The organism is Kitasatospora sp. NPDC088861, from assembly GCF_044750105.1.
Lineage (GTDB): Bacteria > Actinomycetota > Actinomycetes > Streptomycetales > Streptomycetaceae > Kitasatospora.
The window spans coordinates 97,724-121,877 of sequence record NZ_JBIVJF010000006.1 but is presented as its reverse complement, the minus strand read 5'-3'; the positions used below and the strand labels follow the sequence as shown (position 1 = coordinate 121,877).

14 protein-coding genes are annotated in these 24,154 nt (G+C 74.1%); 4 read left to right on the top strand and 10 right to left on the bottom strand.

Features of this window, described 5'->3' with window-relative positions; all coding sequences use genetic code 11:
• Window positions 1-29: 29 nt before the first annotated feature.
• The gene (locus ACIP37_RS13715; protein ID WP_400843796.1) at window positions 30-695 is read right to left on the bottom strand and encodes a TetR/AcrR family transcriptional regulator; all 666 of its coding nucleotides are present in this window, start codon (window positions 693-695) and stop codon (window positions 30-32) included.
• An 82-nt stretch (window positions 696-777) separates the two neighbouring features.
• Here ACIP37_RS13715 and ACIP37_RS13710 point away from each other — a divergent pair, with 82 nt between their 5' ends.
• Window positions 778-1,677, top strand: coding sequence for an alpha/beta fold hydrolase (locus tag ACIP37_RS13710; protein ID WP_331744796.1), 900 nt, complete (start codon window positions 778-780; stop codon window positions 1,675-1,677).
• A 207-nt stretch (window positions 1,678-1,884) separates the two neighbouring features.
• On the opposite strand, the gene ACIP37_RS13705 is transcribed toward ACIP37_RS13710, so the two are convergent.
• Window positions 1,885-3,843, bottom strand: a complete 1,959-nt coding sequence (locus tag ACIP37_RS13705) for an RICIN domain-containing protein (RefSeq protein ID WP_400843793.1) — start codon at window positions 3,841-3,843, stop codon at window positions 1,885-1,887.
• 349 nt (window positions 3,844-4,192) lie between these two features.
• Between ACIP37_RS13705 and ACIP37_RS13700 the strand changes: the two genes are divergently transcribed.
• The 3 genes from ACIP37_RS13700 to ACIP37_RS13690 all read left to right on the top strand — a co-directional run bounded on the left by ACIP37_RS13700 (window position 4,193) and on the right by ACIP37_RS13690 (window position 6,416).
• Complete coding sequence (locus ACIP37_RS13700) at window positions 4,193-4,621, top strand: hypothetical protein (protein WP_331744791.1); 429 nt, start codon at window positions 4,193-4,195, stop codon at window positions 4,619-4,621.
• Between the two features lie 74 nt (window positions 4,622-4,695).
• Window positions 4,696-5,616: a hypothetical protein gene (locus ACIP37_RS13695; protein WP_400843790.1), complete on the top strand. Its 921-nt coding sequence runs from the start codon at window positions 4,696-4,698 to the stop codon at window positions 5,614-5,616.
• 161 nt (window positions 5,617-5,777) lie between these two features.
• Window positions 5,778-6,416 carry a flavin reductase family protein gene (locus ACIP37_RS13690; RefSeq protein ID WP_400843787.1) on the top strand — a complete coding sequence of 213 codons (639 nt, stop codon included), beginning with the start codon at window positions 5,778-5,780 and terminating at the stop codon, window positions 6,414-6,416.
• Window positions 6,417-6,924: 508 nt separating this feature from the next.
• Here ACIP37_RS13690 and ACIP37_RS13685 read toward each other — a convergent pair.
• The 8 genes from ACIP37_RS13685 to ACIP37_RS13650 form a co-directional block, all read right to left on the bottom strand.
• Window positions 6,925-7,656, bottom strand: coding sequence for an SMI1/KNR4 family protein (locus ACIP37_RS13685; RefSeq protein WP_331744783.1), 732 nt, complete (start codon window positions 7,654-7,656; stop codon window positions 6,925-6,927).
• Between the two features lie 283 nt (window positions 7,657-7,939).
• Complete coding sequence (locus tag ACIP37_RS13680; RefSeq protein WP_331744782.1) at window positions 7,940-8,326, bottom strand: hypothetical protein; 387 nt, start codon at window positions 8,324-8,326, stop codon at window positions 7,940-7,942.
• 5 nt (window positions 8,327-8,331) lie between these two features.
• Entirely contained in the window at window positions 8,332-10,869 is a 2,538-nt protein-coding gene (locus tag ACIP37_RS13675) for a penicillin acylase family protein (protein WP_400806859.1), read from the bottom strand.
• Window positions 10,870-10,977: 108 nt separating this feature from the next.
• The gene (locus ACIP37_RS13670) at window positions 10,978-12,294 is read right to left on the bottom strand and encodes an acetyl-CoA carboxylase biotin carboxylase subunit family protein (protein ID WP_400806861.1); all 1,317 of its coding nucleotides are present in this window, start codon (window positions 12,292-12,294) and stop codon (window positions 10,978-10,980) included.
• A gap of 1 nt (window position 12,295) precedes the next feature.
• Window positions 12,296-13,498, bottom strand: coding sequence for an argininosuccinate synthase-related protein (locus ACIP37_RS13665; RefSeq protein WP_363627751.1), 1,203 nt, complete (start codon window positions 13,496-13,498; stop codon window positions 12,296-12,298).
• Window positions 13,495-15,315, bottom strand: a complete 1,821-nt coding sequence (locus ACIP37_RS13660; protein WP_400806863.1) for a non-ribosomal peptide synthetase — start codon at window positions 15,313-15,315, stop codon at window positions 13,495-13,497. The genes ACIP37_RS13665 and ACIP37_RS13660 overlap by 4 nt, the downstream gene beginning before the upstream one ends.
• 74 nt (window positions 15,316-15,389) lie before the next feature.
• Complete coding sequence (locus ACIP37_RS13655) at window positions 15,390-18,596, bottom strand: amino acid adenylation domain-containing protein (RefSeq protein ID WP_400806865.1); 3,207 nt, start codon at window positions 18,594-18,596, stop codon at window positions 15,390-15,392.
• On the bottom strand, window positions 18,593-24,100 hold the full coding sequence (locus ACIP37_RS13650) for an SDR family NAD(P)-dependent oxidoreductase (protein ID WP_400806868.1): 5,508 nt from the start codon (window positions 24,098-24,100) through the stop codon (window positions 18,593-18,595). The genes ACIP37_RS13655 and ACIP37_RS13650 overlap by 4 nt, the downstream gene beginning before the upstream one ends.
• Between the last annotated feature and the right edge of the window lie 54 nt (window positions 24,101-24,154).

Below are 24,154 nucleotides of genomic sequence, written 5' to 3'. Positions count from 1 at the left end.
TGGCGGCTGCTTCCGCCGCCGTCGAGGGCTTACGAACCGGGGAAGAGCCGGCCGAGGTGGTAGCGCAGGACCGCCACCGCGTCGTCCGCCGTCCGCTGGCCGAGGAGGACGCTCAGGCCCAGGCCGGCGGAGACCGCCAGGAGGACGACGGCCTCCTGGCGGGCGTCCGTGCGCGGATCGGTGTCCCCGGCCTGCCGGGCGGCGGTCAGCTGGCCGACCAGGAAGTCCTCCATCTCGTTGGGCGCCGCGAGGAACGACTGCCCGGCGAGCGCGGGGTCGGTGATGGAGAGCACCGCGTACTCGGTGTAGACGAGATGGAAGGTCCGGCTCTCCTCGTCGGTCGGCACGGACTCCAGCAGCACCGCCTCGACGATGTCGCGCGGTGACGCCGAGGGCCCGGCCGCCCCGGCGCGGTCGCGGACCCGTTCCTGGGTCCGTACCTGGACCCGTTCTTGGATCCGTTCCTGGACCCGCTCTTGGATCCGCTCGCCCATCCGTGCGGCCAGGCGGGTGAGCGCCGCGAGCAGCAGCTGCTCCTTGGTGTCGAAGTAGTACTGCACGAGCCGCACCGAGACACCCGCCTCGATCGCGACGGACCGCATGGTGACGGTGTGCAGCCCGGTGTCCGCCGCCGTGCGCAGCAGGGCGTCGATGATGTGGGCCCGTCGCTCCTCGTGATCCACCAGCTTCGGCATCGGGTTCCCTCCAGACGTTTTTATGGTACAAACATACCATCAAGTGCTGCTGTTTCGTGCATTCCGAGCACCGGGAGGGACCATGACCAGGACCAGCGTCGGACACTTCGTCAGCGAGAAAGCCCGAACGAAGTTCCTTGAGGCCTACGACCGCGCGATGGAGCTGTGGCCGGCCCCCCGCCGGGAACTCGATGTCGAAACCAGCTACGGCACCGTCCACGTCCACCACTACGGACCCGAAACCGGCGAACCGATCGTGCTGCTGCACGGCCACGCCGGACACCCGTCCAACTGGTACCCGCAGATCGCCGCCCTGGGCGAACACCACCCGGTCTACGCGATCGACACGCTCGACGACCCCGGCCGCAGCGTCCAACGCGCCGTCGCGGCCGGCTCCGAGGAGAACGCGGCCTGGCTCGGCGAGGTCTTCGCCGGCCTCGGACTCGACCGCATCCACCTGGTCGGCCTCTCCTACGGCGGCTGGCTGACCCTCAACCAGGCCATCCACGCACCCGAACGCCTCGCCTCGATCGCGCCGATGGACCCCGGCGGCATCGAGAAGGTCCCCGCCCGGTTCTACGCCCACATGATCGGCGGCCTGTTCGGCATGCTCGCCCCGCGGCCGCTGCGCCCCGCGCTCGGGCGCCTGCTCGCCAACCCCGCACTCAGCTCGCCGCCCGAGATGATCGCCCCCCTGATGCTCGGCATGCGCAGCTACAAGCCGAACACCCGCCCCGCCGCCAGGCCGTTCACCGACGAGGAACTGAGTTCCATCCGCCTGCCCACCCTCGTCCTGCTGGGCAGGCGCAGCGCTCTGCTCCGCCCGCGTCACGTCCTCCAGCGGGTCACCGCGCTGATCCCGGGAGTCCGGGCCGAGATCGTGCAACGAGCCGGTCACGGCCTCAACCTGGAACGCCCCGAGCTGGTCAACGAACACCTGCTGCAGTTCATCACCTCCTCCCGGCAGCAGACCCGGAGCTGACGGGCGGCCTCCATCGCCGGGTTGGCGGCTGACGCCGAATCCGCAGAAGCCGCAGAATCCGCAGAAGGGCTGCCCTCGGAGGGGCGGCCCTTCTGCTTGCCGCACGGGCCTGAACAGGGTGCTCGCCGACCTGCCACCGTGGCCAGGGGGAGACGGGTCGCCCGGGCGGTCTGCCACCCGGCCGTGCGGGCCGGGGGGACCGCTCCGCTACCGGCGTGGGCCGTAGCTCCAGTAGTGGTCCGGGTAGTTTCCGCAGGGGTACTGCATCAGTGGGGCGCGCGGGGCGGTGCTGCCGTAGGAGACGGCGAGACACTGGTGGCTGTTGCCGTTGACGAAGCGGATGCCTTTCGGCCACTTCTCGATTCTCCAGGACTGCCCGGGGTCGTTCTTGCACGCGGACTGGATCACCCGGGCGTCGGCCTCGGTGCTGGAGTCCTGGACCGTGAGGCACAGGGCACTGTTGTAGCTGACGAGCCGGTAGTAGGTGTTGCCTTCGGCGTCCGTGAAGGTCTTCTGGCTCTCCCAGAAGTGGTCGGGGTAGTCCCCGCAGGGGAACTGCTGGGCTTCCTGGCCTTCCTCCCGGGTGCCGCCGGATGTGGCCACGCACTGCAGGCTGTTGCCGTTCTTGATGGAGACGGACCCCGTCGGCGGGACCATCGGGGTTCCGCCGAGCCGGTCGGGCGTCCAGGGTTCCGCCGTCGGCGGCGATATGGAGCTGGGCGACGGCGAGGACTTCATGGGCGCGCGGTTCCCGTCCGAAGGGGAGGGGACGACGGATTCCGGTGGGGTGCTGGACCCTGCGGTGGGGGTCGGCGTACCGGCCGGTGCCGGTACCAGCGGCGCGCTCCCCGGTCCGGCGGTCCGAGGATCGGCCGGTGAGGCGGGCGGCGGGACGGTCGGTGGGACGGCCGGTGAGGCGGTCGGTGAGATGGACGGCGAGGCGGTCGGCGGCGTGCTGGGTGCCGACGGCGAGGGGCTGTCCCCCGCCGGCGCCGAGGGGCCTGCGCCCGCGCCGGCCGCCCGGGTGAGCGCGTCGACGGGGGCGGGCGCCGTGCCGAGCCGTATGCCCACCAGCACCCCGGCCAACACCAGCGCCCCGGCCAGGAGCACCGCGGTCGCCCCCATGGCCGCACCGGTCCGGGCCGTGCGATGCCGCCGCGCATCGGCGGGCCCTCCTCGCAGCGGCCCTCCTCGCAGCGGCCCCACGAGCGGCGGCCCGATGACCGTGGGGCTGATGACCGTGGGGCTGATGACCGCGGGGCCGTTGGGCGGGGGGCCGAGCGCGAGCGGGCTGGTCGGCGGGTTGTCCGGGGCCCGGACCAGTTCGCCGCGGACAATCCCGGACCCGGCCGCGGTGGGCCGGACCATCCGGCTCACCTCCCGGCACTGGTCGGCCAGTGCTTCCCGCACCTCCACGAGGTCGGCCTCCAAGCGCCGCAGCACCGGCAGGTGCGCCTGGACCCCGCCGTCCACCACCAGCTCCGCACCCGGCTGCTGACCACCGTCTTCCTGGGCCCGCGCCCGCTCCTGGTCGACCAGGAGCCCGACGGTGTCCTCCTCCCAGCCCGCCGTCCGCTGCACCTGGCACGCGTCCTCCCTGATGCGCCGCACCTCGGCCAGGCAACGCGTCGCCTCCCGCAGCCGGGACCGCCGCGACTGCGCCGCGTACCCGCCGTCCGAGACCCGTCCACCGGGACCCGCCCCGTCCTCGGTGCCGGCGCTCAGCTCGCCCCGCAGTTCGGCCACGATCGCCACCAGCACGCGGATCAGGTCCTCGGCCTGGGCCACGCCCGCCTCGGCCTGGCGCTGCGCCTGCCGGGCCCGTTCCAGGGCCTGCCGCGCGGCCGACCGCCCTTCCGCGTGCGAGGGGGCTGTCCCGGCCGCCGCCCGGCCGGCCTGCTCGTGCAGGGCGCGGGCGCGGACGAGCAACACCGTTCGGGCCTGCGGGTCCACCGCGCAGTCGTGGACCAGCCGTTCGAGCAGGTGCCACGGAATGTCTTTCTCCGCGGAGCGGTACTCGCTCCAACTGGTCTTGCTGGCCGGGTACCGCTGAGCGAGCTCGCGGACCGTGGCCCCGCCCGTCACCTCCCGTACGAACCGGGCCAGGGCGTTCGCCTGTTCCGTCTCTCCCTTGAGCTGTCCTTGCGGTCGTCCAGCACTACCCACCGTGCCTCCTGTCCTGTCCGACCCTTTGTCCGGTCCTGTCCGGCGGCCGAAGCGGGATTGTCCGCCGCTCACCTGGGCCGTGTCGGTTTTTTGTTGATGGACAATCAAATTAGCCCGCACGGTGGAGTCTCCATCGGATCTTCGGACACTTCAAGGTCCCGTGACGCGGCCCCCACGGCGGCGTTCCGGACCGGGAACCCGAAGACGGAGCCGGGGGCCGACGGCACCACCGCCACGAACGGGGGACGTGGCGGCACCGATGGACCGGCCCCCCGTACCCGTCGCACCGAAACGCACCCGAACCGGGATCCGCCCCGCCTCGGGGCGTTCGGACTCCAGGAGGAAGACCATGAAGACTCGACGCATCCTCACCACCCTGCTGCTCGCGGGGACGGTGGCCACCGCGACGCTGGCCGTGTCGCCCGCCGCGCAGGCCGCGCCGAACAACCCGAACTGCCTCGGCGCCAGGGCCTTCTGTCTCTGGTACAACGCCAACCAGAGCGGCTCGGTGGCCGGTTGGGACCTGAGTACCGGGTTCAAGGGCTTCGACAACCTCGCGAACGCCGGCGCGTTCCTGACGCCCGGCCCCGGACAGGGCACCGCGGTGAAGAACAACGCGGCCTCCGCGACCTACCAGTACCCGGGCCACTGCGTCGGCAACGTCCAGGTGTTCTACAACGAGAACTGGTCCGGGCCCTCGGACCTCATCGTGGCCTGCGGCAACGGCAACCTGGTGAGGACGAAGAACGAGGACGCCTCGTTCCTCGTCAACGGCTGACCGCAGCAGCACCCCGCCGGGCCGTCCGACTGGTCGGACGGCCCGGCGGCGCAGAGATTCGAGGCCACGTCACCATGAACGCACCACGGCTCGCCGCCCCGCTCGCGGCCCCGCTCGTAGCTGTCGTCACCTGCTGCCTGTTGCTCGCCTCCTGCTCCACTTCCACGAGCGGAGGGGGCGCCACCGGCACGCCGTCCTCCGCCGCCGCCGTCACGTCGGAGGCCGTACCCGGGGTCACACCTGAGGTCACACCTGATTTCACACCCGGGGCCGCCACCGACGGCCCCGCCGTCATCTCCCTGCCGCTGGACCCGTACTTCCTCCCGCCCGCCGACGAGGCCCGGTTGCACACCGCCCTGGATCGATTGGTCGCCGACTGCCTGCGAAGCGCCGGCCTCCAACCGCCCGCCCCGGCCGGCGTCCAGGCACCCCTGCTGGGCCGGTACGAACGGCGCTACGGTCTGACCAGCGCCACCGGCGCCCGCACCGTCGGCTACCACCTGCCCGACCACCCGGCCCCGACGCAGGCACCGCTCTCCCCGGCACAGATGAAGGCGCTCACCGGCCCGCAGGGCTGCCAGGAGTCCGCCGCGCAGCGGATCACCGGCACTACCGGCTACCCGGGAGACGCCTACGTGGTCCGGTCGGCCAACCAGGAGTCCTTCGAGCAGTCGGCGAAGACGCCGGAGGTCGTGGCCGTCGTCACCGCGTGGTCCCGGTGCATGAAACGGGCGGGGTACGACTACGCGACGCCGCTCCAGACCGGCACCTGGCCGTCCGAACGAGCCACCGGCGAGGAACGGACGACCGCCCTCGCGGACGTCGTCTGCAAACAGGAGACCGGGCTCGTCCGGATCTGGAACGAGGCCGAGACCGCCGTCCAGCGCACCCTGATCCAGCAGAACGCCACCGCGTTCGACGGCGTTCTGGCCGAACGGCGGCGCATGCTCAGCGAAGCGGACGCCGTCCTCGGCCGCCCCGAACCCGGACCGTAGCGTCGCCGTTGCCGTTGTCGCTGCCGTCTTCGACCGCACTCGGCCGAAACGCGGTGTCACATTTCCTCCAGCGCAGGTGTCTCGCCCACGAGAGAGTCGGCGACGGTTCGTGTTCCTGATCGCGGACCTGTTCGTCCGGCACTTCGCGAAAGGCACAGCGCATGCACGTCGTCCCCGGGCTCAAGGTCCTGTACTTCGGAACTCCGGTGGTGCTGATCAGCTCACTCAACGAGGACGGCACGGCGAACCTCGCGCCGATGTCCTCGGTGTGGTGGCTGGGCCAATCCTGCATGCTCGGTCTCGGCAACAACGGCCAGACCACCGCGAACCTGCTGCGGGAAGGCGAGTGCGTGCTCAACCTGCCCTCGTCGGCGATGGTCGATGCCGTCGACCGGATCGCGCTCACCACCGGGAAGCCGGTCGTGGCGGACTACAAGGTGAAGCAGGGCTACCGGTACGAGCCGGACAAGTTCTCGGTCGCGCAGTTGACCGAGCAGGCGTCGGACCTGGTCCGGCCCCCCAGGGTCGCGGAATGCCCGGTCCAGCTGGAGTGCAAGGTCGTCTCGGCCCACCCCTTCGGCGGTCCCGAGCCGCACGCCACCGCCTTCGAGGTCGAGGTCCTTCGCGCCCATGTCGAGGAGAGCCTCGTCATCCCCGGGACGCACTACGTGGATCCGCTCGGCTGGGATCCGCTGATCATGAAGTTCTGCGAGTTCTTCGGCGGGGGAGCCAACGTTCACCCGTCGAGGCTCGCCGAGGGCTGGAACATGCCGCACCAGCTCCAGTCGACGACCGTCTGAGCGGGCATCTGGAGATTGCGTCGGCGTCCGGATCGTGCTGCGTTTCGTTCGTCCTCCTACCAGAGGGTGGCCGGTCCCGCGAGGACCCAACCGGCGTTGGTGGGCTTCACCCAGAAGCTCAATGACACCTCGATGATCCGCGCGCGGTAGGTGATCTCGATGTAGAAGCCGGTGCCCTCGTGGCCCCTCGGGGATCCGGCCGGCTCGGAGCAGACTGAAGTAGCGACAGACGACCGCTTCGACGTCGGCTTTGGCAGGGCGCTCCGTCCAGATCTTCACCGTGGGATTTTAAGGGAGCGCCTTACGGATCCCGCTCTCAGCACGGGAAGTCGGCCGGTCCGACTTCCCGTGCTGCGAAAGCCCCAAGCGCCGCTGCCAAGCCCTGTCCCGGAGTTCATCACTCCAGTCTGCTCACATCACTGCCGCCTGGTGACCGTTCCCTGCCGATCACACTGCCGTGGCCCCTGCCAGGGCCCTGGCGATGACCGGCGCCTTCGTGGCCAGTGGGCTACCGACCGCGGCGGTTGTCCTCCCAGTCGTCGAACCAGCGGAGCCAGATGGGCGTGCCGACACCGCGGTGCCACTGGTCGCGAGCGGCTTTCTCCAGCTCCGGGGTCGTCAGACCCTCCTCGTGCTCCAGCCAGTCGATGTACCACTCGCCGAAGCCGGCCGGTCGCCCCGCATCCGTCAGCAGCGGGTTGAGGCGATCGCAGGTCGGCCGGCCGTCGAACCACATACTGCCGCGATCCGGACCGCTGACGATGAGCAGGGTGCTGAAGTTGTGGCCATGGCCCGCCAGAAACACACCGCCCGTGACCCGGTCCCGTTCCGCCGCCTCCACGGCCTCGTTCCGAGCGTCCCGGGCGGCTTCGAAGTCGGCAGGGTTGGCGTAGTCCTCTTCCCGTACGAACTTCTCCCACACCTCGTCACTCGCCGCCAGCGCGGTGTCGTGATCGGGGAACGGCACGTGCAGCCGCTCCAGTTGGGTGTCCGCGTCCTCTGCCCAGTGCCATCCGTCGGGTCCCCGCCGCAACTCCCTGGGCCACCGTCCACCCGCACTCACCCGCAGCAGGAACTCCCGGTAGTCCGCCGGAAACGTGATCCCGAACTGCCGCTCCGCCTCCACCACCTGGACTTCGGTCAGCGGCGCAGCCAGCTCAGCCCCCGGCCCGCTCCACCCCTGCTCCTCGCGCACCGCGCATACCCGCCCCCGGACGTCGTCCCAGTCAATGCTCTGCATGATCGGCCAGGATATGACCTTGGTGTTTCAAGGCCCTGGCGGCCGGGGGTGCTGCTGAGGATCTGATTCAGGCGGTGATTCGAGGCACTGCTGAACACCTGGGACGGGGGGTTCGACCTCAGCTCCGTCTGGGCGGATGTGGGCCCGGAGTCCCGTGGATACGTCGGCCGAGGCCGTCGACTTGGTCGGCAAACCGAAACCGAGACCACGGAACGACGATGGCCCGGGCCGCTGAGCGGGCCGGGCCATCGTTTGCGTTGGGTGGGTGGGTGGATGGATGGGGTCAGGGGGTGGGGCGGAGGGTGGCGGTGGTGGTGCGGGCCAGCCAGACGCCCAGGAGGGCTTGGAGGAGGCTGATCAGGAGGGTTGCGGTGATCATCAGGGAGGCGAGGGCCGGGAGGCCGGCGAGGGCGGCGAGGGTGCGGGCGGTGCCGGCCACGGCTTCGCCGGTGGCGGCGCGCCACAGGAGGGGGGCGGCCCAGCCGGCGAGGGCGGCTGTGGTGGCGGTGAGGACGGCGGTGCGGGCTCGTTGGCCGCGCAGGGCCGTGGTGGTGCCGAGGGCGAGGCCGCAGAGGAAGGGGAGGTACCAGAGGGAGTAGAGGGAGCCGAGGGCTATGACCACGGTGGCGAGGAGGGTGGGGAGGAGGGTGCGGAGGTGGGGGGTCGTCATGGTGGTCAGGCTCCCGGTCGCAGGGTCCACACCTTGGTGGAGGCGGGTTGGTCGGCGGCCATCAGGAGTGGCGGGTTCCGGCCCTCCCACCAGTACGGGATGAAGTTCCGGTACCAGGGTGAGGCCGGGTTCTCGCTCTGGCCGCCGGGGTAGACGGCCTGCGCGGTGGCGGTGTCCGGGCCCTTCCAGTCGACGACCATGCGCCAGCTCGGGCCGAAGGTGGAGTTCATGCCGCCGTCGGCCGCGTTGACGGTCCAGCGGTCGCCCTCGGCGGGCTTGGGGCCGTAGCCGAGGGCTTCGGCGCCGGTGAGGGAGGGGATCTGCCGGGTGTGGACGCGGTCCCAGGTCCAGGTGGCGGGGTCGTTGCCGAGGTCCTGGGACAGTTCGGAGACGGCTTGGGCGAAGGCGGTGCGCATGGCGTCCGTCGCGGTGCGGGTCGGGCCGCCGGGGGAGGTGAAGGCCGGGTTGGTCGGGTCGTGCAGGGTCCAGGCTTCGAGGTTCTCGTCGAGGCTGGGCAGGGCGCTGGAGACCTTGAGGTACAGGCGGTCGCGTTCGACCGGCACCTTGGCGTGGTTCCACCAGGGCTGGAAGGTGGTCTCCAGGTAGTCGTTCCAGAAGGTCCACCAGATCGGGCCGCCGGCGACGCCGGGTTTCATGGTGTGGTCCCAGCGGTTCAGGACGTCGAGGGCGGCCTGTTGGCGGGGGTCGAGCTTCTGGTCGGCCAGGGCGGTCTTCAGGTGCGGCAGGATGACGGTGGCGAGGTAGTCCGTGACGTCGTTCTGCAGGGTGGTGAAGTCCGCGCTGGTCATCGCCTGGTGGCTCTCCAGGTACTGGTAGATCCGGTTGGCCCGGTAGCCGTTGTCGAAGGCGTTGAGCGTGGTGCCGATGTAGTACGGGTAGTCGGCGGAGACGGGGCGCTGGTTGGCGGTCGCGACCACGTGGTTCGGCGGGTTGTAGACCTGCGGGGTGGCGTCGAAGGGGATGGCGCCGACCACGTCGTACTCGCCGGTGCCGGGCAGCGGGAACCAGGGGTTGCCGCCCTTGGTCAGGGGGAAGTACCCGGCGGCGACCACGCCGATGTTGCCGCCGCCGTCGGCGTAGGCGAAGTTGAGCGTGGGGGCGTGCCAGTCGGCGAGCGCGGTGCGGAACTCCTGGTAGTCGCGGGCCTTGTTGACGGAGAGCAGGACGGCCAGGTCGGGGGAGGGGATGTTGCCCATCCAGCTGACCGAGGTGGTCTGCCCGGCCCGGGTCAGGACCGGCCCGTGCACGGTGAGGTCCACGGCGAGGTGTTCGGTGTCGCCGCCCCGGACCGGGATGGTGTACTCCACCCGCTGCATCGGGTGCCACGCGTTGTTCCAGAAGTACTGGCCGGGGTGGTCGGGGCTGGTCTGCTCGCTGTAGAAGACCGTCGACTGGTTCTGCCCGTCGGTCAGGGACCAGGAGATGTTGGCGTTGCGGCCGATCAGCACGCCGGGCATGCCGGCCATGCTGGCGCCGGTGACGTCGGTCTCCGGCGAGGACAGCGCGATCTGGTACCAGTACGAGGGCAGGGTCATCGGCAGGTGCGGGTCGCCGGCGAGCATCGCGTTGCCGCCCGCCACGGCCGGGCCGTTCGCCGCCCAGGCGTTGCTGTCCGGGAAGGTGTGGACCTGGGTGGCCGGGAGCGCGCGGATGGTGTCCAGCAGGGTGTGGGCCGCGGTCGCCTCCCCGGCGGGGTCGGGCTTCCCGGTGGGGGCGACGGGCGCGGGGCGCGGCTCCGACCGGTTGGCGGCGGCTTGGCCGTCGGGCCCGGCGGTGTTGACGTTCGGGGGCAGCGGCGCGATGCCGAGGTCGCGGTACGGTCCGACGTCGTACGGCCGTTGGTCGTTGGGCGCGTGGACCGGGAACCAGTCCATGGTGCGCTCCTCGCCGAGGGACTCCCGGAAGATCGCGTAGTCCAGCGGGGTGCTGGTGAAGTCCATGCTCTGGGTGAGGAGTTCCTGGATGACCAGGCTGTCGACCGGCGTCCAGTCGGCCGGGTAGACGCCGGTGAGGGAGAAGATGGCCGGCCACTGCCCGTTGTGGCGCAGCTCGGAGATCCAGGCGTTGACTCCCCGGGTGTAGCTGGTGAGGGCGCGGCCCGCCGGGCTGTCGGGCGCGGTGGCGGCCCAGGTGGCCTCGGCGGTGCGCAGGAGTCCCATCTGGAGTTCGAAGCGGTCGGACTCGACGCTCCCGGGCCCGTTGAGTTCCGCAAGGCGTCCGCGTCCGGCGCGCCGCTCCAGGTCGAGCTGGGCGAGCCGGAAGCGGGCGTGCAGGTAGCCCTGGGCCTGGAACAGGTCGGTGTCGGAGGCGGCCTTGACGGTGGGGACGCCGTTGTCGTCGAAGGCGACCGTCACCGGCGCGTTCAGGCCCGCCAGGGTGAGGGTCTCGGTGTGCGGGAGTTCGGCGCCGGCGGCGGAGTCCCACGCACCGGCCCCGGGGACGAGGGCGGTTCCGAGGGCCGGGACGGGCCCGATGCCCAGCGCGAGCAGCGCGAGGACCAGGCCGGAGACTACGGCTGCCACCGCCGCGTGGGTGGCTGTGCGTATGCGCCGCGGCAAGTTGACTCCAGGGGTGCGAGGTTGGGCGGGGTGAAGGGGGCCGGGGTCGAGGCAGGGGGGCTCAGGGAGCCGTCAGGACCAGAAGTCGGCCATCGTGCGGTGGATGCCCTCGACGGTGGCCCGGAGCTCGGGGTGCCCGGGGACCGTGCCGTAGACCGTGCCGATCAGCCACTCGGTGCCGGCCCGCCAGTCGGCCCGCCAGGACGGGTCGATCGTGGCGTCCACCAGGTCCACCCCGGGGAGGTGGTGGAGGCCGTCGAGCACCTCGCCGGGGCCGGGGGCGAGGCCGTCGGCGGGCGGGGAGATGAAGTACTGGAACGCCACCTTCGGGCAGCCTGCGCCCAGGGCGAGCACCGGCTGGGGCGGGTCGAACGCGCCGAGTGCCAGCCGGAGGGCGAGGGCGAGCAGGTCCGTCCCGGCGGAGCGCTTGAGGACGTCCGAGACGTGCCCGCCCAGGCGGCCGTTGACCTCGATCAGCCGCGGCCCGTCGGGGGTGAACTTGATCTCGGTGTGGGTGACGCCCTCGCGGATGCCGAGCGCCCGCAGCGCGCGCTGCTCCAGGGCCACGACCTCGTCGGCCAGGCCGGCGGGGAGCAGGGCCGGGGTGAAGTAGCCGGTCTCCCGGAACGGGGGGGCCAGTGGCAGCTTGCCGGTGACCGCGACGGTGCGGATCTCGCCGTCGCGGATCGCGGACTCGACCGAGACGTAGTCGCCCCAGAACTCCCCCACCACGGTGGGGTCGCTCACCAGGTACTCCTCCAGCACGAACACCGCCGGGCTCGCCAAGCCCTCGGTGAACTCGGCGTACCGGTCGGCCAGTTCGGCGGCGCTGCGGACCAGGCAGGTGTCCACGCTGCCGGCGCCCGAGCGGGGCTTGAGGACGGCGGGCAGCCCGGTCGCGGCGAGGGCCGGGCCGAGGTCGGCGGCGGAGTGGACCGTCCGGCAGGCGGTGGCCTGTACGCCCGCCGCCGCCAGGGCCTCGCGCTGGTGGAATTTGTCGACCAGGACCTCGACGGTGGCGCGGTCGTGGAACGGCACGCCGCACCGCGCGGCCACGGCGGACGCCGTCCGGAGCAGGTGGTCACTGAAGGTGATCACTCCGGAGGCGCCGAACTCGGCGGCCCGGTCGCACAGTTGCTCCTCGGTCAGGCCGGACGTGTCCACCACGGTGACCGACTTCGGCAGCTGGGCCAGGTCGGCGGCCACCTTCGGGTCGCCGAGGTCGCCGAAGAAGACCGCCGTGCACAGCCGCCGCCCGGCGGTCAGGACCCCGCGCGCGGTCGCCGAGCCCCGGCCGTAGACGACCAGCAGCACCGGGGGCGTCGGGGACGAAGGGGGCGAAGGGGACTCCGGGGGCGCCGGGTGGTCCGTCGGGTTCGAGCCGCCCATGTCAGCGCTCCCGCGGCTGGTTCGGGCTGAACGCCGCGCGCTCGGCGGCGACGGACCGGTGCTCCCAGGCCTCCCGGTCGCGCAGGTAGAGCGGCCGGTCGGCGACGACGGCCCGGGTCTCGGCCGAGCCCGCCGAGAGCCGCCACCGCACCGAGCCGGTGACGTGCGCCGAGCAGACCTCGATGAACGCCTGGCTGGCGCGGCGCAGTTCGCCGAACCAGCGGCCCTCCAGCGCCTCGCGGACCCACAGCTGCTCCTGGTTCAGCTTCTCCCGCAGCAGCTCGGCGGAGAGGGTGGCCGTCTCCAGGTGGCGGCGCGAGCGCAGCAGCAGCCAGGCGGCGGGCATCTCGCGGATCTCCAGCACCTTCGGCCCGTGGCCCAGGTGTTCGAGCCCGCTGTACCGGCCGAGGCCGTGCGCGCCGACCAGGTGGTTGAGGGTGTCGATCAGCTCGGTCAGCGGCAGCCGGCGGCCGTCCACCGCGACCGGACGGCCCGCCTCGAAGGCGACCTCGACGGCCTCCGGGGCCTCGGCGGGGCGCAGCGCGCTCCACTGGTAGAGCCGCTCGGGCACGGCGTGGTCCTCGGGGTCGTCGAGGATCCCGGACTCGAACTCCCGGCACCACAGGTTGGAGTCGCCGCTGACCAGCCGCTCGCTCAGCTGCTCCAGGCCGGCTTCCTTGAGCTCGCGCATCTTCTGGTCCCGGTCCACCGGGTCCAGGTCGTACGGGCTGCCGTAGCGTCCGGCGAAGCCGAGCAGTTCGAGGGCGCCGTTGAGCCGGCGCAGGGTGTTCTGGGAGCGGTTGGCGGTGTGCAGCACGGTGGTGGCGCCGAGTTCGCGGGCGGTGTCGACGGCGACCTTGGCGATCAGCGGGCGGCTGAGCGAGGAGCTGACCGGGTGGGTGTCGAGGTAGACGGCGTGCGCGGCGATGGCCGGGCGGACGTAGTCCTCGGCGAACTCCTGCCGGCCGTCGACCAGGTGCAGCCGGATGCCGAGCCGGTCGGCGATCCGCTGCTTGTGCTCGCTGCTCTCGTCCTCGCCGAGGTCGACGCTGACGGCGTGGACGTTGCGGGCGCCGGCCCGGGCCAGGCGGTGCAGCAGGTAGCTGCTGTCCAGCCCGCCGCTGAACAGGGTGACGACGGGGGCCGACGGATCGCGGGCGATCGCGTCGAGCTCGCCGAAGGAACGGACGACCTGGGCAGTCACCGCGATCCCTCCGGTCCCTGCTCGGCCAGGGCGGCGGTGAAGGCCGTCACCGTGGGCTCGTCGTACATCAGGTGCATCGGGACCTCGACGCCGAGCAGCGCCTCCAGCTTGCGGGTGGCGCGGACCACCTTGAAGGAGTCCCCGCCGATCTCGAAGAAGTCGTCGTCCGGGCCGATGGCGGGCAGTCCGAGGACCTCGCACCAGACCGTGGTGACGGTGGCGGCCACGCCGTCGCCGGGCGGTGCTTGCGGTTCGTCGGTGACGGCGGGCAGGACGGCCCCGGCCCGTTCGGTCAGCAGGGCGCGGTCCAGCTTGCCGTTGGCGGTCAGCGGCATCGAGTCGACGGTGGCCAGCGACGCCGGGACCATGTACGAGGGCAGGGCGCCGCGCAGCGTCTCGCGCACGGCGGCGGTGACGCTCGCGGGCTCGGCGCCGGGTGCGAGCACCAGGAAGCCGACCAGCCGGGCGTCGCTGCCGCGGCCGTGGGCCACCACGGCCGCCTGCCGGACCTCGGGCACCCGCAGGGCGGCGGACTCGATCTCGCCCAGTTCGATCCGGTAGCCGCGGATCTTCACCTGGAGGTCGACCCGGCCCAGGAACTCCAGGCCGCCCACCGGGTGGGTGCGGACCAGGTCGCCCGAGCGGTAGAGCGGGCCGGAGCCGTCGCCGAGGTGGTCCGGGACGAAGCGCTCCGCGGTGAGTTCGGGCCGGTTGAGGTAGCCGAGGGCGAGGCCCTCGCCGCCGATGTAGAGCTCGCCGGGCTCGCCGTCCGGTACGGGCTTGCCGTCCTCGTCGAGGATCCACAGGGTGGTGTCCTCGATGGCCGGGCCGATGTAGACGGTGTCCAGGCCGGGGTCGCGCGGGGGCACCCAGGCGGTGCAGTAGATGGTGCACTCGCTCGGCCCGTAGAGGTTGGTGAGCGGCGCGGTGGACTGGGCGTGGAAGCGGCGGACCAGCTCGGGCGCGAGCGGCTCGCCGCCGGTGAGTACGCGCCGCAGGCCGTCGAAGCGCTCCTCGGGCCCGCGGGCCAGCAGGAACAGCTCCAGCAGCGAGACCACGCAGTAGAAGACGGTGATGTCGGCGGCGCGGATGGTCTCGGCGAGGTAGTCGGCGTCGCGCTGGCGGCCGGGGGCGGCGATGACGATGGTGGTGCCGGTGATCAGCGGCCAGTACACCTCGATCAGGAACATGTCGAAGCTGCACGCGGTGTGGTGCAGCATCCGGTCGTCCGGGCCGAGTCCGTGGCTGCGCTGGAGCGCCCGCAGGCGGGTGGTCACCGCGCGGTGCGGGATCAGCGAGGCCTTCGGCCGGCCGGTGGAGCCGGAGGTGTAGATGACGACTGCGGGCTGCTCGGCGAGGTCGGCCGCCGGCTCGAACGGGACGGCCGGGCGGGCCGCCGCGCACTCGTCGACGGTGACGACCTCGGTGCCCGGCAACTCGGGGAAGCGGGAACGCAGTTCGGGGGTGGTGATCAGCAGCCGGGGAGTGCAGTCGGCCAGCATGTCGAGGGTGCGGGCGACCGGGTCGTTGACGTCGAAGGCGACCTGGGCGGCGCCGGCCAGGATCACCCCGGCCACGGCGACCACGAAGTCGGCCGAGCGCTCCAGGTAGACCGCGACCCGCTCGCCCGGGCGCACCCCCCGCTCGCGCAGCAGCGAGGCGACCCGCACGGTGCGGTCCCTGAGCTCGCCAGCGAGCAGGACCCGGTCGCCGTCGACCACGGCGGGCTGCGCCGGGTCGGCCTCCCAGCGGGAGAGCAGCAGGGTGTCGAGCCGTCGTTCGCCGTCGTCGAGAATCGTGGCCGTAGGGCTAGCCATGGAGGTTGTGTCCAATCGGTGTGGTCGGTGCAGGGGCGTCCCGGCGGCCGGGGCCGGCCGGGACGCCGGTTGGTTCACTGGTCGGCGTCGGAGCCCGGGGCGTCGGAGCCGGCCGGTGCGTCGGCGTCGGCCGGTGCGTCGGCGTCGGCGTCGGTCAGGGCGGGGCCGATGGCCGCGGTGAGGTCGCGGACCGTGGAGGAGTCGAAGAGCAGCTCGATGTCGAGCGAGCAGCCGAGTTCCGCCTCCAGCCGGGAGACCAGTCGCAGGGCGCGCAGCGAGTCGCCGCCCAGCTCGAAGAAGTCGTCGTCCAAACCGACCTCCGGCAGTGCCAGGACCTCGCGGAACAGCCGGGCCACCAGCGCCTCGTGGTCCGCCGTGCCGCCCGGCCCGCCGCTCGGCGCGGCCTCGTCGGCGAACCCGGCCGGGGTGGGCAGGGCGAGCAGGTCGGTCTTGCCGGCCGGGGTGAGCGGCAACTCGGCGAGGACGGTGACCGCCTCGGGGACCATGTACGAGGGCAGCGAGCGCCGCAGCCCGGCCTGGACCCCGGGGGCGTCGAGCGGGGCGCCCCGGTCCGCGGGCACCACCCAGGCGACCAGGCGGCCCTCCCGGACGGCGACCGCGGCGGCCGCCACCTCGGGCAGGGCCAGCAGGACCTGCTCGATCTCGCCGGGCTCGATCCGGTAGCCGCGCAGCTTGAGCTGGCGGTCCATCCGGCCGAGCAGTTCGATCCGCCCGTCGGGCAGGCGGCGGGCGTGGTCGCCGGTGCGGTACATCCGGCCGCCCGTGAACGGGTCGGTGACGAACCGCTCGGCCGTCAGCTCGGGCCGCTGCCAGTAGCCCTGGGCCACGCCGTCACCGCCGATGCACAGCTCGCCGACGCAGCCGACCGGCAGCAGCTCGCCGTCCACGGTGTCCAGCACGTGCAGCACGGTGTTGGCGATCGGGCGGCCGACGGTGACCCGGGTGGTGTCGGCGGTGATCCGCTCGACGCTGGAGTACACGGTGGTCTCGGTCGGCCCGTACATGTTCCACACCGACTCGCCGCGCTCGGCCAGCGGCGCCGCCAGGTCCGCGGGGAAGGCCTCGCCGCAGCTGTAGAGCCGGGGGCGGCCGGCGCCCTGCCAGTCGGAGTCCAGCAGCGCCCGGTAGCGGGACGGGGTGGCCTGGAGCGCGGTGATGCCGTGCTCGACGCTGTAGCGGTCGAGTTCGCGGCCGCTCAGCCCGAGTGCCTGGCCGCCGACGTGCACCGTCGCGCCGACGGCGAGCGGCACCAGCAGCTCGGCCAGCGAGGTGTCGAAGCCGAGCGTGGTGAGGGCGAGGAAGCGGGTGTCGCCGTCGAGGCCGGGGTGACGGCGGGCCAGGCTGTCCACCAGGTTCGCCAGTGCCCGGTGGCCGACGGCGACGCCCTTGGGGCGGCCGGTGGAGCCGGAGGTGAACATCAGGTAGGCGAGGCCGTCCGGGGCTGCGCCCGGCAGCTCGGCGGCGGCGGGGTCGGCGGCCTCCTGGAGCGTCAGGTCGAGGTCGGCCAGGTCCAGGGAGGCCAGGTCGACGGCGGTGCCGTCCCAGCCGGCCAGCGCGGGCGCGCCGGTCGCGTCGGTGAGCACCACGGCCGGGGCCGCGTCCGCCAGGACGAGGCCGATCCGCTCCACCGGGTGGGCCGGGTCGAGCGGGACGAACGCGGCCCCGGCCCGGGCGACGGCCAGCACCGCGGTCACCAGGTCGGCGCTGCGGCCCAGGCAGACGCCCACCCGGTCGCCGGGGCGCACGCCGCGCGCGGCCAGCTGCCGGGCCAGGGCCTCGGCCCGCCGGTCGAGTTCGCGGTAGCTGTACCGGGTCTGCTGGTCGACCACCGCCGGGTGGTCCGGGCGGCTGCGGACCGCGTCGTCGATCAGCCCGGACAGCAGGGCCGACGGCTCGCCGCGGTCGATCTCGCTGCCGTTCCAGGTGTCGAGCTGGCGGGCGCGGGCCGCCTCGGGGACGGCGAGCAGCTCGCGGACCGGGCGGCCGGGCTGCGCGGCGATGCGGGTCAGCACCGCGACGACGTGGTCGAGCAGCGCGCCGGTCTCCTCCGGGGTGATCCGCCCGGCGTCCACCACCGCCTGGAGCTGCATCTCGGCGGCGGCCCGCACGACCAGGGTGACCGGGTAGTTGGTCCGCGTCTCGTAGCGGACGTCGCTGACCGTGACCGCGCCGTGGGAGAGCACCGCCTCGGTGCGGTCCGGGTAGTTCTCGACCACCACGACGGTGTCGAACAGCGGCACGCCGGGCGCGGTGTCGGCCCAGCGCTGGATGTCGGTCAGCGGGGTGTGCTGGTGGTCCAGCAGCGGGTGGCGGGTCGCGGCGTGGCCGGCCAGCCACTCGTCGCCGGGCAGCTCCCGGTCGATCCGCACCCGCACCGGGACGGTGTTGATGAACATCCCGAGCATCTGGTCCGCCCGGTGCAGGTCGACGGGGCGGCCCGAGACGGTCACGCCGACCACCACGTCGTCGCGGCCGCTGTGGCGCGCGACCGTCCCCGCCCAGGCGGCCTCGACCAGGCTGCTGAGCGTGGTCGCCTTGCCGGCGGCCAGCCGCCGCAGCGCGGTGACGGTCTCGGCGGGCAGCTCGGCCCGCACCGTGCGGAAGTCGCCGGACGGCTTGGCGCCCGGGCGCACGCCCGGCAGGCTCAGCGTCGCCGGCTCGCGGTAGCCCGCCAGGTAGCCGGTCCAGAACGCGCGGTCGCGCTCGGCCTCCTGACGGCCCAGCCAGGCGATGTACTCGCGGAAGGCGGGCGGCGCGGGCGGCTCGGCGGCGTCACCGGACAGTCCGGCGGTGACCTCGGCCAGCAGCAGCGCGGCGGACCAGCCGTCCAGCAGCAGGTGGTGGTACGTCCACACCACCAGGTGCTCGTCGGGCAGGCGCAGCACCAGCAGCCGCATCAGCGGCGGCCGGGCCAGGTCGAAGCGCTCGCGGGCGCGCTGCTCCAGCTCCTCGGCGACGGCGCGCTCCCGGGCCGGCTCGTCCAGCCCGGACAGGTCGCGGAACTCGATCGGCAGGTCCGCCTTGGGCAGCACCACCTGGTGCGGGGTGCGGATCCGCTCGCGGACGAAGGCCGTGCGCAGCACCGGGTGCCGGGCGATCGCCCGCTGCCAGGCTGCTCCCAGCTCCGTCAGGTCCAGTTCGCCGCGCACCCGGAAGGTGGTCAGCTCGACGTACAGGCCGTGCTCGGGGGAGGTGGTGCTGTGGAAGAGCATCCCCTCCTGGGTCGGCGAGAGCGGGTAGATGTCCTCGATGTCGTTCACTTGGTGTCCTCTCCTGACCGGAACAGGGCGAATACCCGGGCCAGGTCGTCTTCGCTGAGGTCCGCGTCCGAGAACGCCTCGCCCGACCCCTTCGCGGGGGCCGGATCGGGCTCGGTGGGAGCGGTGGGCGGGGCGGGGGTGTCGGACGCCGGGGCGGCGGCGGGCGCGCGGTCCGCGCGCAGCCGGGCGGCGAGCTGTCCGACGGTGGGGTGGGCGAAGAGGTCGCCGGGGGAGACGGTCAGGCCCTGCCGCTGGAGTTCGGCGGTGATCTGGACGATCAGCAGGGAGTCGCCGCCGAGTTCGAAGATGCTGTCCTCGGGGCCGATCCGGGGGACGCCCAGCAGCCGGGACCAGACCGCGGCGATCTGCTCCTCCAGCCCCTCGGGGCCGGTCGCCGGTGCGGACGCCAGGGCGGCCTCCGGCGCGGCCTGCGATGCGGTCGGGACGGGCGTGGCCGGCCCGGCCGCGCGGGGGCTGACCAGCACGTGCGGGAGGTGACGGTTGGCCAGGATCCGGTCGAAGGCCAGCAGGCCCTCCCGGGTCGGGATGCCGCCCTCCGCGTCCGGGCCGGGAGCGTCCGGGCCGGGGGCGGCCGGGGCCGGGCGCAGCACGAAGCCCTCGACGAGCACGGCCGGAGCGCCGTCCGGCCCGGCGACGACCACGTCGACGACCAGCGTGTCGCCCGCCCCGGCGTCACCGGAGCGGCGGTCGACCCGCACCACGGCCTCGGGGCCGAGCGGGCCGAGCACCACCAGGCGGCGGTAGGCGACCGGCAGGTGGCTGCCGGTGCGGGCGGTGACGGCGCCGGTGGCGGTGTCCAGCAGCGCGGGGTGCAGCGGGTGCGCGGCCAGGTCGCCGTGGAACGCCTCGGGCAGGCGCAGCCGCAGCATCGCCCCGCCGCGCCCGTCCTCGCGGACCTCGGTGACGCTCTCCCAGCGCGGCCCGGTGCGCAGCCCGCTGGCGCCGCCGGGCCGCTCCCCGGCGGCGGCGGACACCGCGACCTGCGGCACCGGGGCGCAGCGGGCCGCGAGGCCGTCGAGGTCCAGGCGCTCGGGGGAGTCGCCCCCGTACGGCGCGATCCGGCCCTGGGCGTGCGGCCTGGACGGCACGGCGCTGGAGCGCACCTCCCACAGGTGCCCGCCGTCGGGCGCCGGACGCAGCCGCAGGGTGACCTCGGGCGGGGCGTCGGCGGGCATCCGCAGCGGGTGGGTGAAGACCGCGTCCAGCTCGACCGGCCCGTCCCCGACCGCCAACCGGTGCCCGGCGACGGCGAGTTCGAGCAGCGCGGTGCCGGGCAGGACCGGGACGTCGCCGATCCGGTGCTCGTCGGCCGGCCAGGCGCTCTGCCCGGTGCGGCGCAGCCGCAGCTCCACCGTGCCGTCCGGCTCCGCCCGGCGGGCGTCGAACAGGGCGTGGTCGAGCACCTCGCCGCCGTCGAGCCAGTCGCGCCGGCCGGACCGCATCGCCATGCCGGTCTGCGACCACCGGTCCCAGCCGATCGACACGGCGGCCCGGGAGCCGGCGGCGAAGCTGTCCAGGAAGGCGTTGGCGCCGGTGTAGTCGGCCTGGCCGACCGCGCCGGTGACCGCCAGCACCGAGGAGCAGAGCACCAGCACCGGCCGGTCCACGGCCGTCAGCCGCTCCAGCAGGACGGTGCCGAGCACCTTGGGGGCGAGCACCCGCGCCATCTCCCCGGCGCTGCGCAGGGCGGTGACGCCACCGCCGGGCACCCCGGCGGCGTGGACCACCCCGGCGATCGGGCCGTACGCGGCCCGCACCCGGTCGAGCGCGGCGCCGAGCGCGGCCTCGTCGGTGACGTCCGCCTGGACGAGGCAGAGCCGGGCGCCGTGCGCGGTCAGCCCGGCGAGGGCCTCGGCCAGCTCCGGCGGGCAGCTCGCGGCGGGCGCCGCGCCCTCGGGGCGCAGGCTCCGCCAGCCGGCGCCGTCGGGGACGGCACGGCGGGTGAGCAGGACGAGCGTCCGGTCGGCGTCCTCGGCGAGGTGGCCGGCCACGGCCAGACCGATCCCGCCCAGGCCGCCGGTGACCAGCCACACGCCGGACGGCGCGGCGGGCTGCGGCCCGGCCGGGTCGGTGAGGACGGGCCGCTCCGGGACCGGCACCAGGTGCGCCCGGCCGCGGACGGCGGTCAGCGGCGCCGCAGCGTGCCCGGCGCGCAGCTGCGCCACCACGGTCTGCGCCGCCAGGGCCAGTTCCTCGGGTTCCCGGGTCGGGCAGTCCAGGTCGAGGGCCTGGACGGTGACGCCGGGCAGCTCCTGCGGCAGCACCCGCACCGCGCCCAGCCCGGCGGCGGCCTGCGGGGTGCGGGCAGGCTGCCCGTGCACCCCGTGGGCGGCGTCGGTGACCAGCAGCATCCGCAGCGGCCGGCCGGGGAACGCCTCGCCCAGGGCCCGGGCCAGCTGGACCGGGACGGTGAGGGCGCGCAGCGCGCCGTCGGCCGCCTCGCCCGGGGTGGCCGAGCGCAGCGGCGGGGTGTCCAGGGCCCAGCAGGAGAGGACGGCGTCCGGCACGGTGCCGCGCGCGGCCAGGGCGGCGGCCAGCGCGGGGAAGGCTTCGGGGTCGTCGGCGTCGAGCGTGAACGGGGTGCCGTGCGTGAGCGCGGTGGACGCCCCGGCGCGGACCAGGCTGACCTGGACACCGGCGGCGGCGAGCTCTCCGGCGACGGCCTCGGCGAGGCCGGACTCGTCGGCGAGCAGGAGCACCGACGAGGGGAGCGGCCCGGTGCCGGACGGCGGCAGGGCCTGCGTCCAGGACACGACGCGCAGCCAGTCGTCCACGCCGCTCGCACCGTCGGAAACCTGCGCGGGCCCGGCGGGGCCCTGGACGGTGACGGCGGCGGGCTCGGCGGCGGTGGGCTCGAACCAGTGCCGGGTGGGCTCGAACGGGTAGCCCGGCAGCGAGACGTGCCGGCGCCCGGCGCGCTCGCCGAGGGCGGACCAGTCGACCTCGGTGCCCCGCTCCCACAGCCGGGCCAGCGCGGTGAGCCGGGCCGGCGGCTGGTCCGGGGCGGGCGCGGCGCCGCCGAGGGTGGGCAGCGCGGGGCGTCCGGCGCCCAGGGTCCGTACGGCGAAGCCGCTCAGCCCCCGGCCGGGGCCGAGCTCCAGCAGCGGGCCGTCGCCCGGCAGCGCGGCGAGCGCGTCGGCGAAGCGGACGGTGTGCCGCAGCTGGCGCGCCCAGTACTCCGGTGACGCGGCCTCCTCGGCGGTGAGCTCACGCCCGGTCAGGCCGGAGACGAGCGGCACGGCGGGCGCCTGGACCGGGACGGTGGCGACCAGCCGGGCGAACTCCTCCAGCAGCGGTTCGGCGTCCCGGGAGTGGAAGGCGTGCCGCACGGCCAGCTGCCGGGCGGCCACACCGCGCGCGGCCAGCCGCTCGGCGAGCCGCGCGACCGCCTCGGGGGCGCCGGCCACCACGCAGCGGTCGGGCGCGTTGACGGCGGCCAGCTCCGGCCCGGCCGGGTCGTCCAGCAGGGCGCGCAGCTCCGGCTCGGGCAGCGGGACGCTGAGCATCGCGCCGGGCGCCATGGTGCCCATCAGCCGGCCGCGTTCGGCCACCAGCCGGGCGGCGCCGGGCAGGTCGAAGACCCCGGCGGCGCAGGCGGCCGCGAACTCGCCGACGCTGTGCCCGGCGAGTGCGACCGGCCGGACGCCGAGCCCCGTCCACCACGCGGTGAGCGCGTACTCCACCGCGAACAGGGCCGGCTGGGCGGTCTCGGTCCGGTCGAACAGGTCCGGGTGGGCCGGGTCGAGCAGCAGCTCGCGCAGCGGCGCCGTGGTCCACGGCCGCAGGGCGTCCAGGCAGCGGTCGAGCGCGGCGCGGAAGAGCGGCTCGGCGCGGTACGGCTCGGCCGCCATGCCGGGGTGGCCGGCCCCCTGCCCGGGGTAGAGGAAGGCCACCTTCCGACCGGTTCCGACGGCCTGGACGGCCTGGGCGGCGGGGGACGCCTCGCCCGAACGCCCGGTCAGGACGGCGCGCCGCCACGGGTGGTGGCGCCGCCTGGTCTGGAGGGTGAACGCGGCGTCGCCCGCGCCGGGCGCACCGGGGGCGGCCAGCGCCGTGCCGATCCGCTCGGCGGCCCGGTCGAGCGCCCGCTCGCTCCTGGCGGACAGCGGCAGCAGCTCCCACTGCGCGGGCTCGGCGGCGGGCGCGGCGGGCAGCGGCGGCGCGTCCTGGAGGATCAGGTGGGCGTTGGTGCCGCCGATGCCGAAGGAGCTGACGCCCGCGATTCGGGCGCCGTCGCGGCCGGACCACGGCTCGGCCTCGGTCAGCACCCGGAACAGGCCCGGGGCCAGTTCGGGGCTGGGGCTCTCGAAGTGCACGGTCGGCAGCAGCGTGCGGTGCTGGAGTGCGAGCACCGTCTTGATCAGCCCGGCCATCCCGGCGCAGGTGTCCAGGTGGCCGACGTTCGACTTGACCGCGCCGAGCACCCGGCGGGAGTCCGGGGCGTCCGCGAACACCCGCCCCAGCGCGGCGAGTTCGATCCGGTCGCCGAGCGCGGTGCCGGTGCCGTGCGCCTCGATGCAGGAGACCTCGCCGGGCGTGACCCCGGCCACGGACTGGGCCGCCGAGACGACCCGGACCTGTCCGTCCAGGCTCGGCGCGGTGAAGCCGACCTTGCGGTTCCCGTCGTTGTTGACCGCCGAGCCGAGCAGCACGGCCCGTACGGTGTCGCCGTCGGCGACCGCGTCGGCCAGCCGCTTCAGCACCACCACGCCGACGCCGCTGCCGAAGACCGTGCCGGTCGCGTCGGCGTCGAAGGGGCGGCAGTGCCCGTCGGCGGAGAGGATGCCGCCCTCGGCGTGCAGGTAGCCGAGCCCCTGGCCGATCCCGGCGGAGACGGCGCCGGCCAGCGCCACGTCGCACTCGCCGCTGAGCAGCGCCTCGGCGGCCAGGTGGACCGCGAGCAGGGCGGAGGAGCAGGCGCTCTGCACGCTCAGGCTCGGGCCGGTCAGGCCCAGCCGGTAGGAGGTCTGGGTGGCGAGGTAGTCCTTGTCCCCGGCGGCCAGCCACTGGACGTCGGCCCGGTCGGCCAGGTGGGCCGCGTTGGGCAGCAGGTGGTGCGTCAGGTAGGAGTTGAAGCCGGCCGAGGCGTAGACGCCCACGCCGCCCTCGACGCCGTCGGTCAGCTGCCCGGCGTCCTCCAGCGCGGTGACCGCGCACTGCAGGAACAGCCGGTGCTGGGGGTCCATCAGCTCGGCGTCGCGGGGCGGGATGCCGAAGTACTCGGCGTCGAACTCCGCGAGGCCCTCCAGCACGCCGCCCGCCCCGACGAACCGGGGGTCGGCCAGCCGTTCGGCGGGGACGCCCAGGGCCGCCAGCTCCTCGGGGCTCCGGAAGGTGACGCTCTCGCGGCCCGCGACCAGGTTGGCCCAGAAGGCCCCGGCGTCGGGAGCTCCGGGGAACCGGCAGGCGAGGCCGGTCACGGCGATCGCGTCCGGCAGGTCCGGCGGTGCGGCGGCCGGGCCCCCGGGGGCGTGGGTGGTCATCGGGCTTTTTCTCCTCATGGGTGGTGATGCGACGCGGCTCGCGGGGGTCCGGCG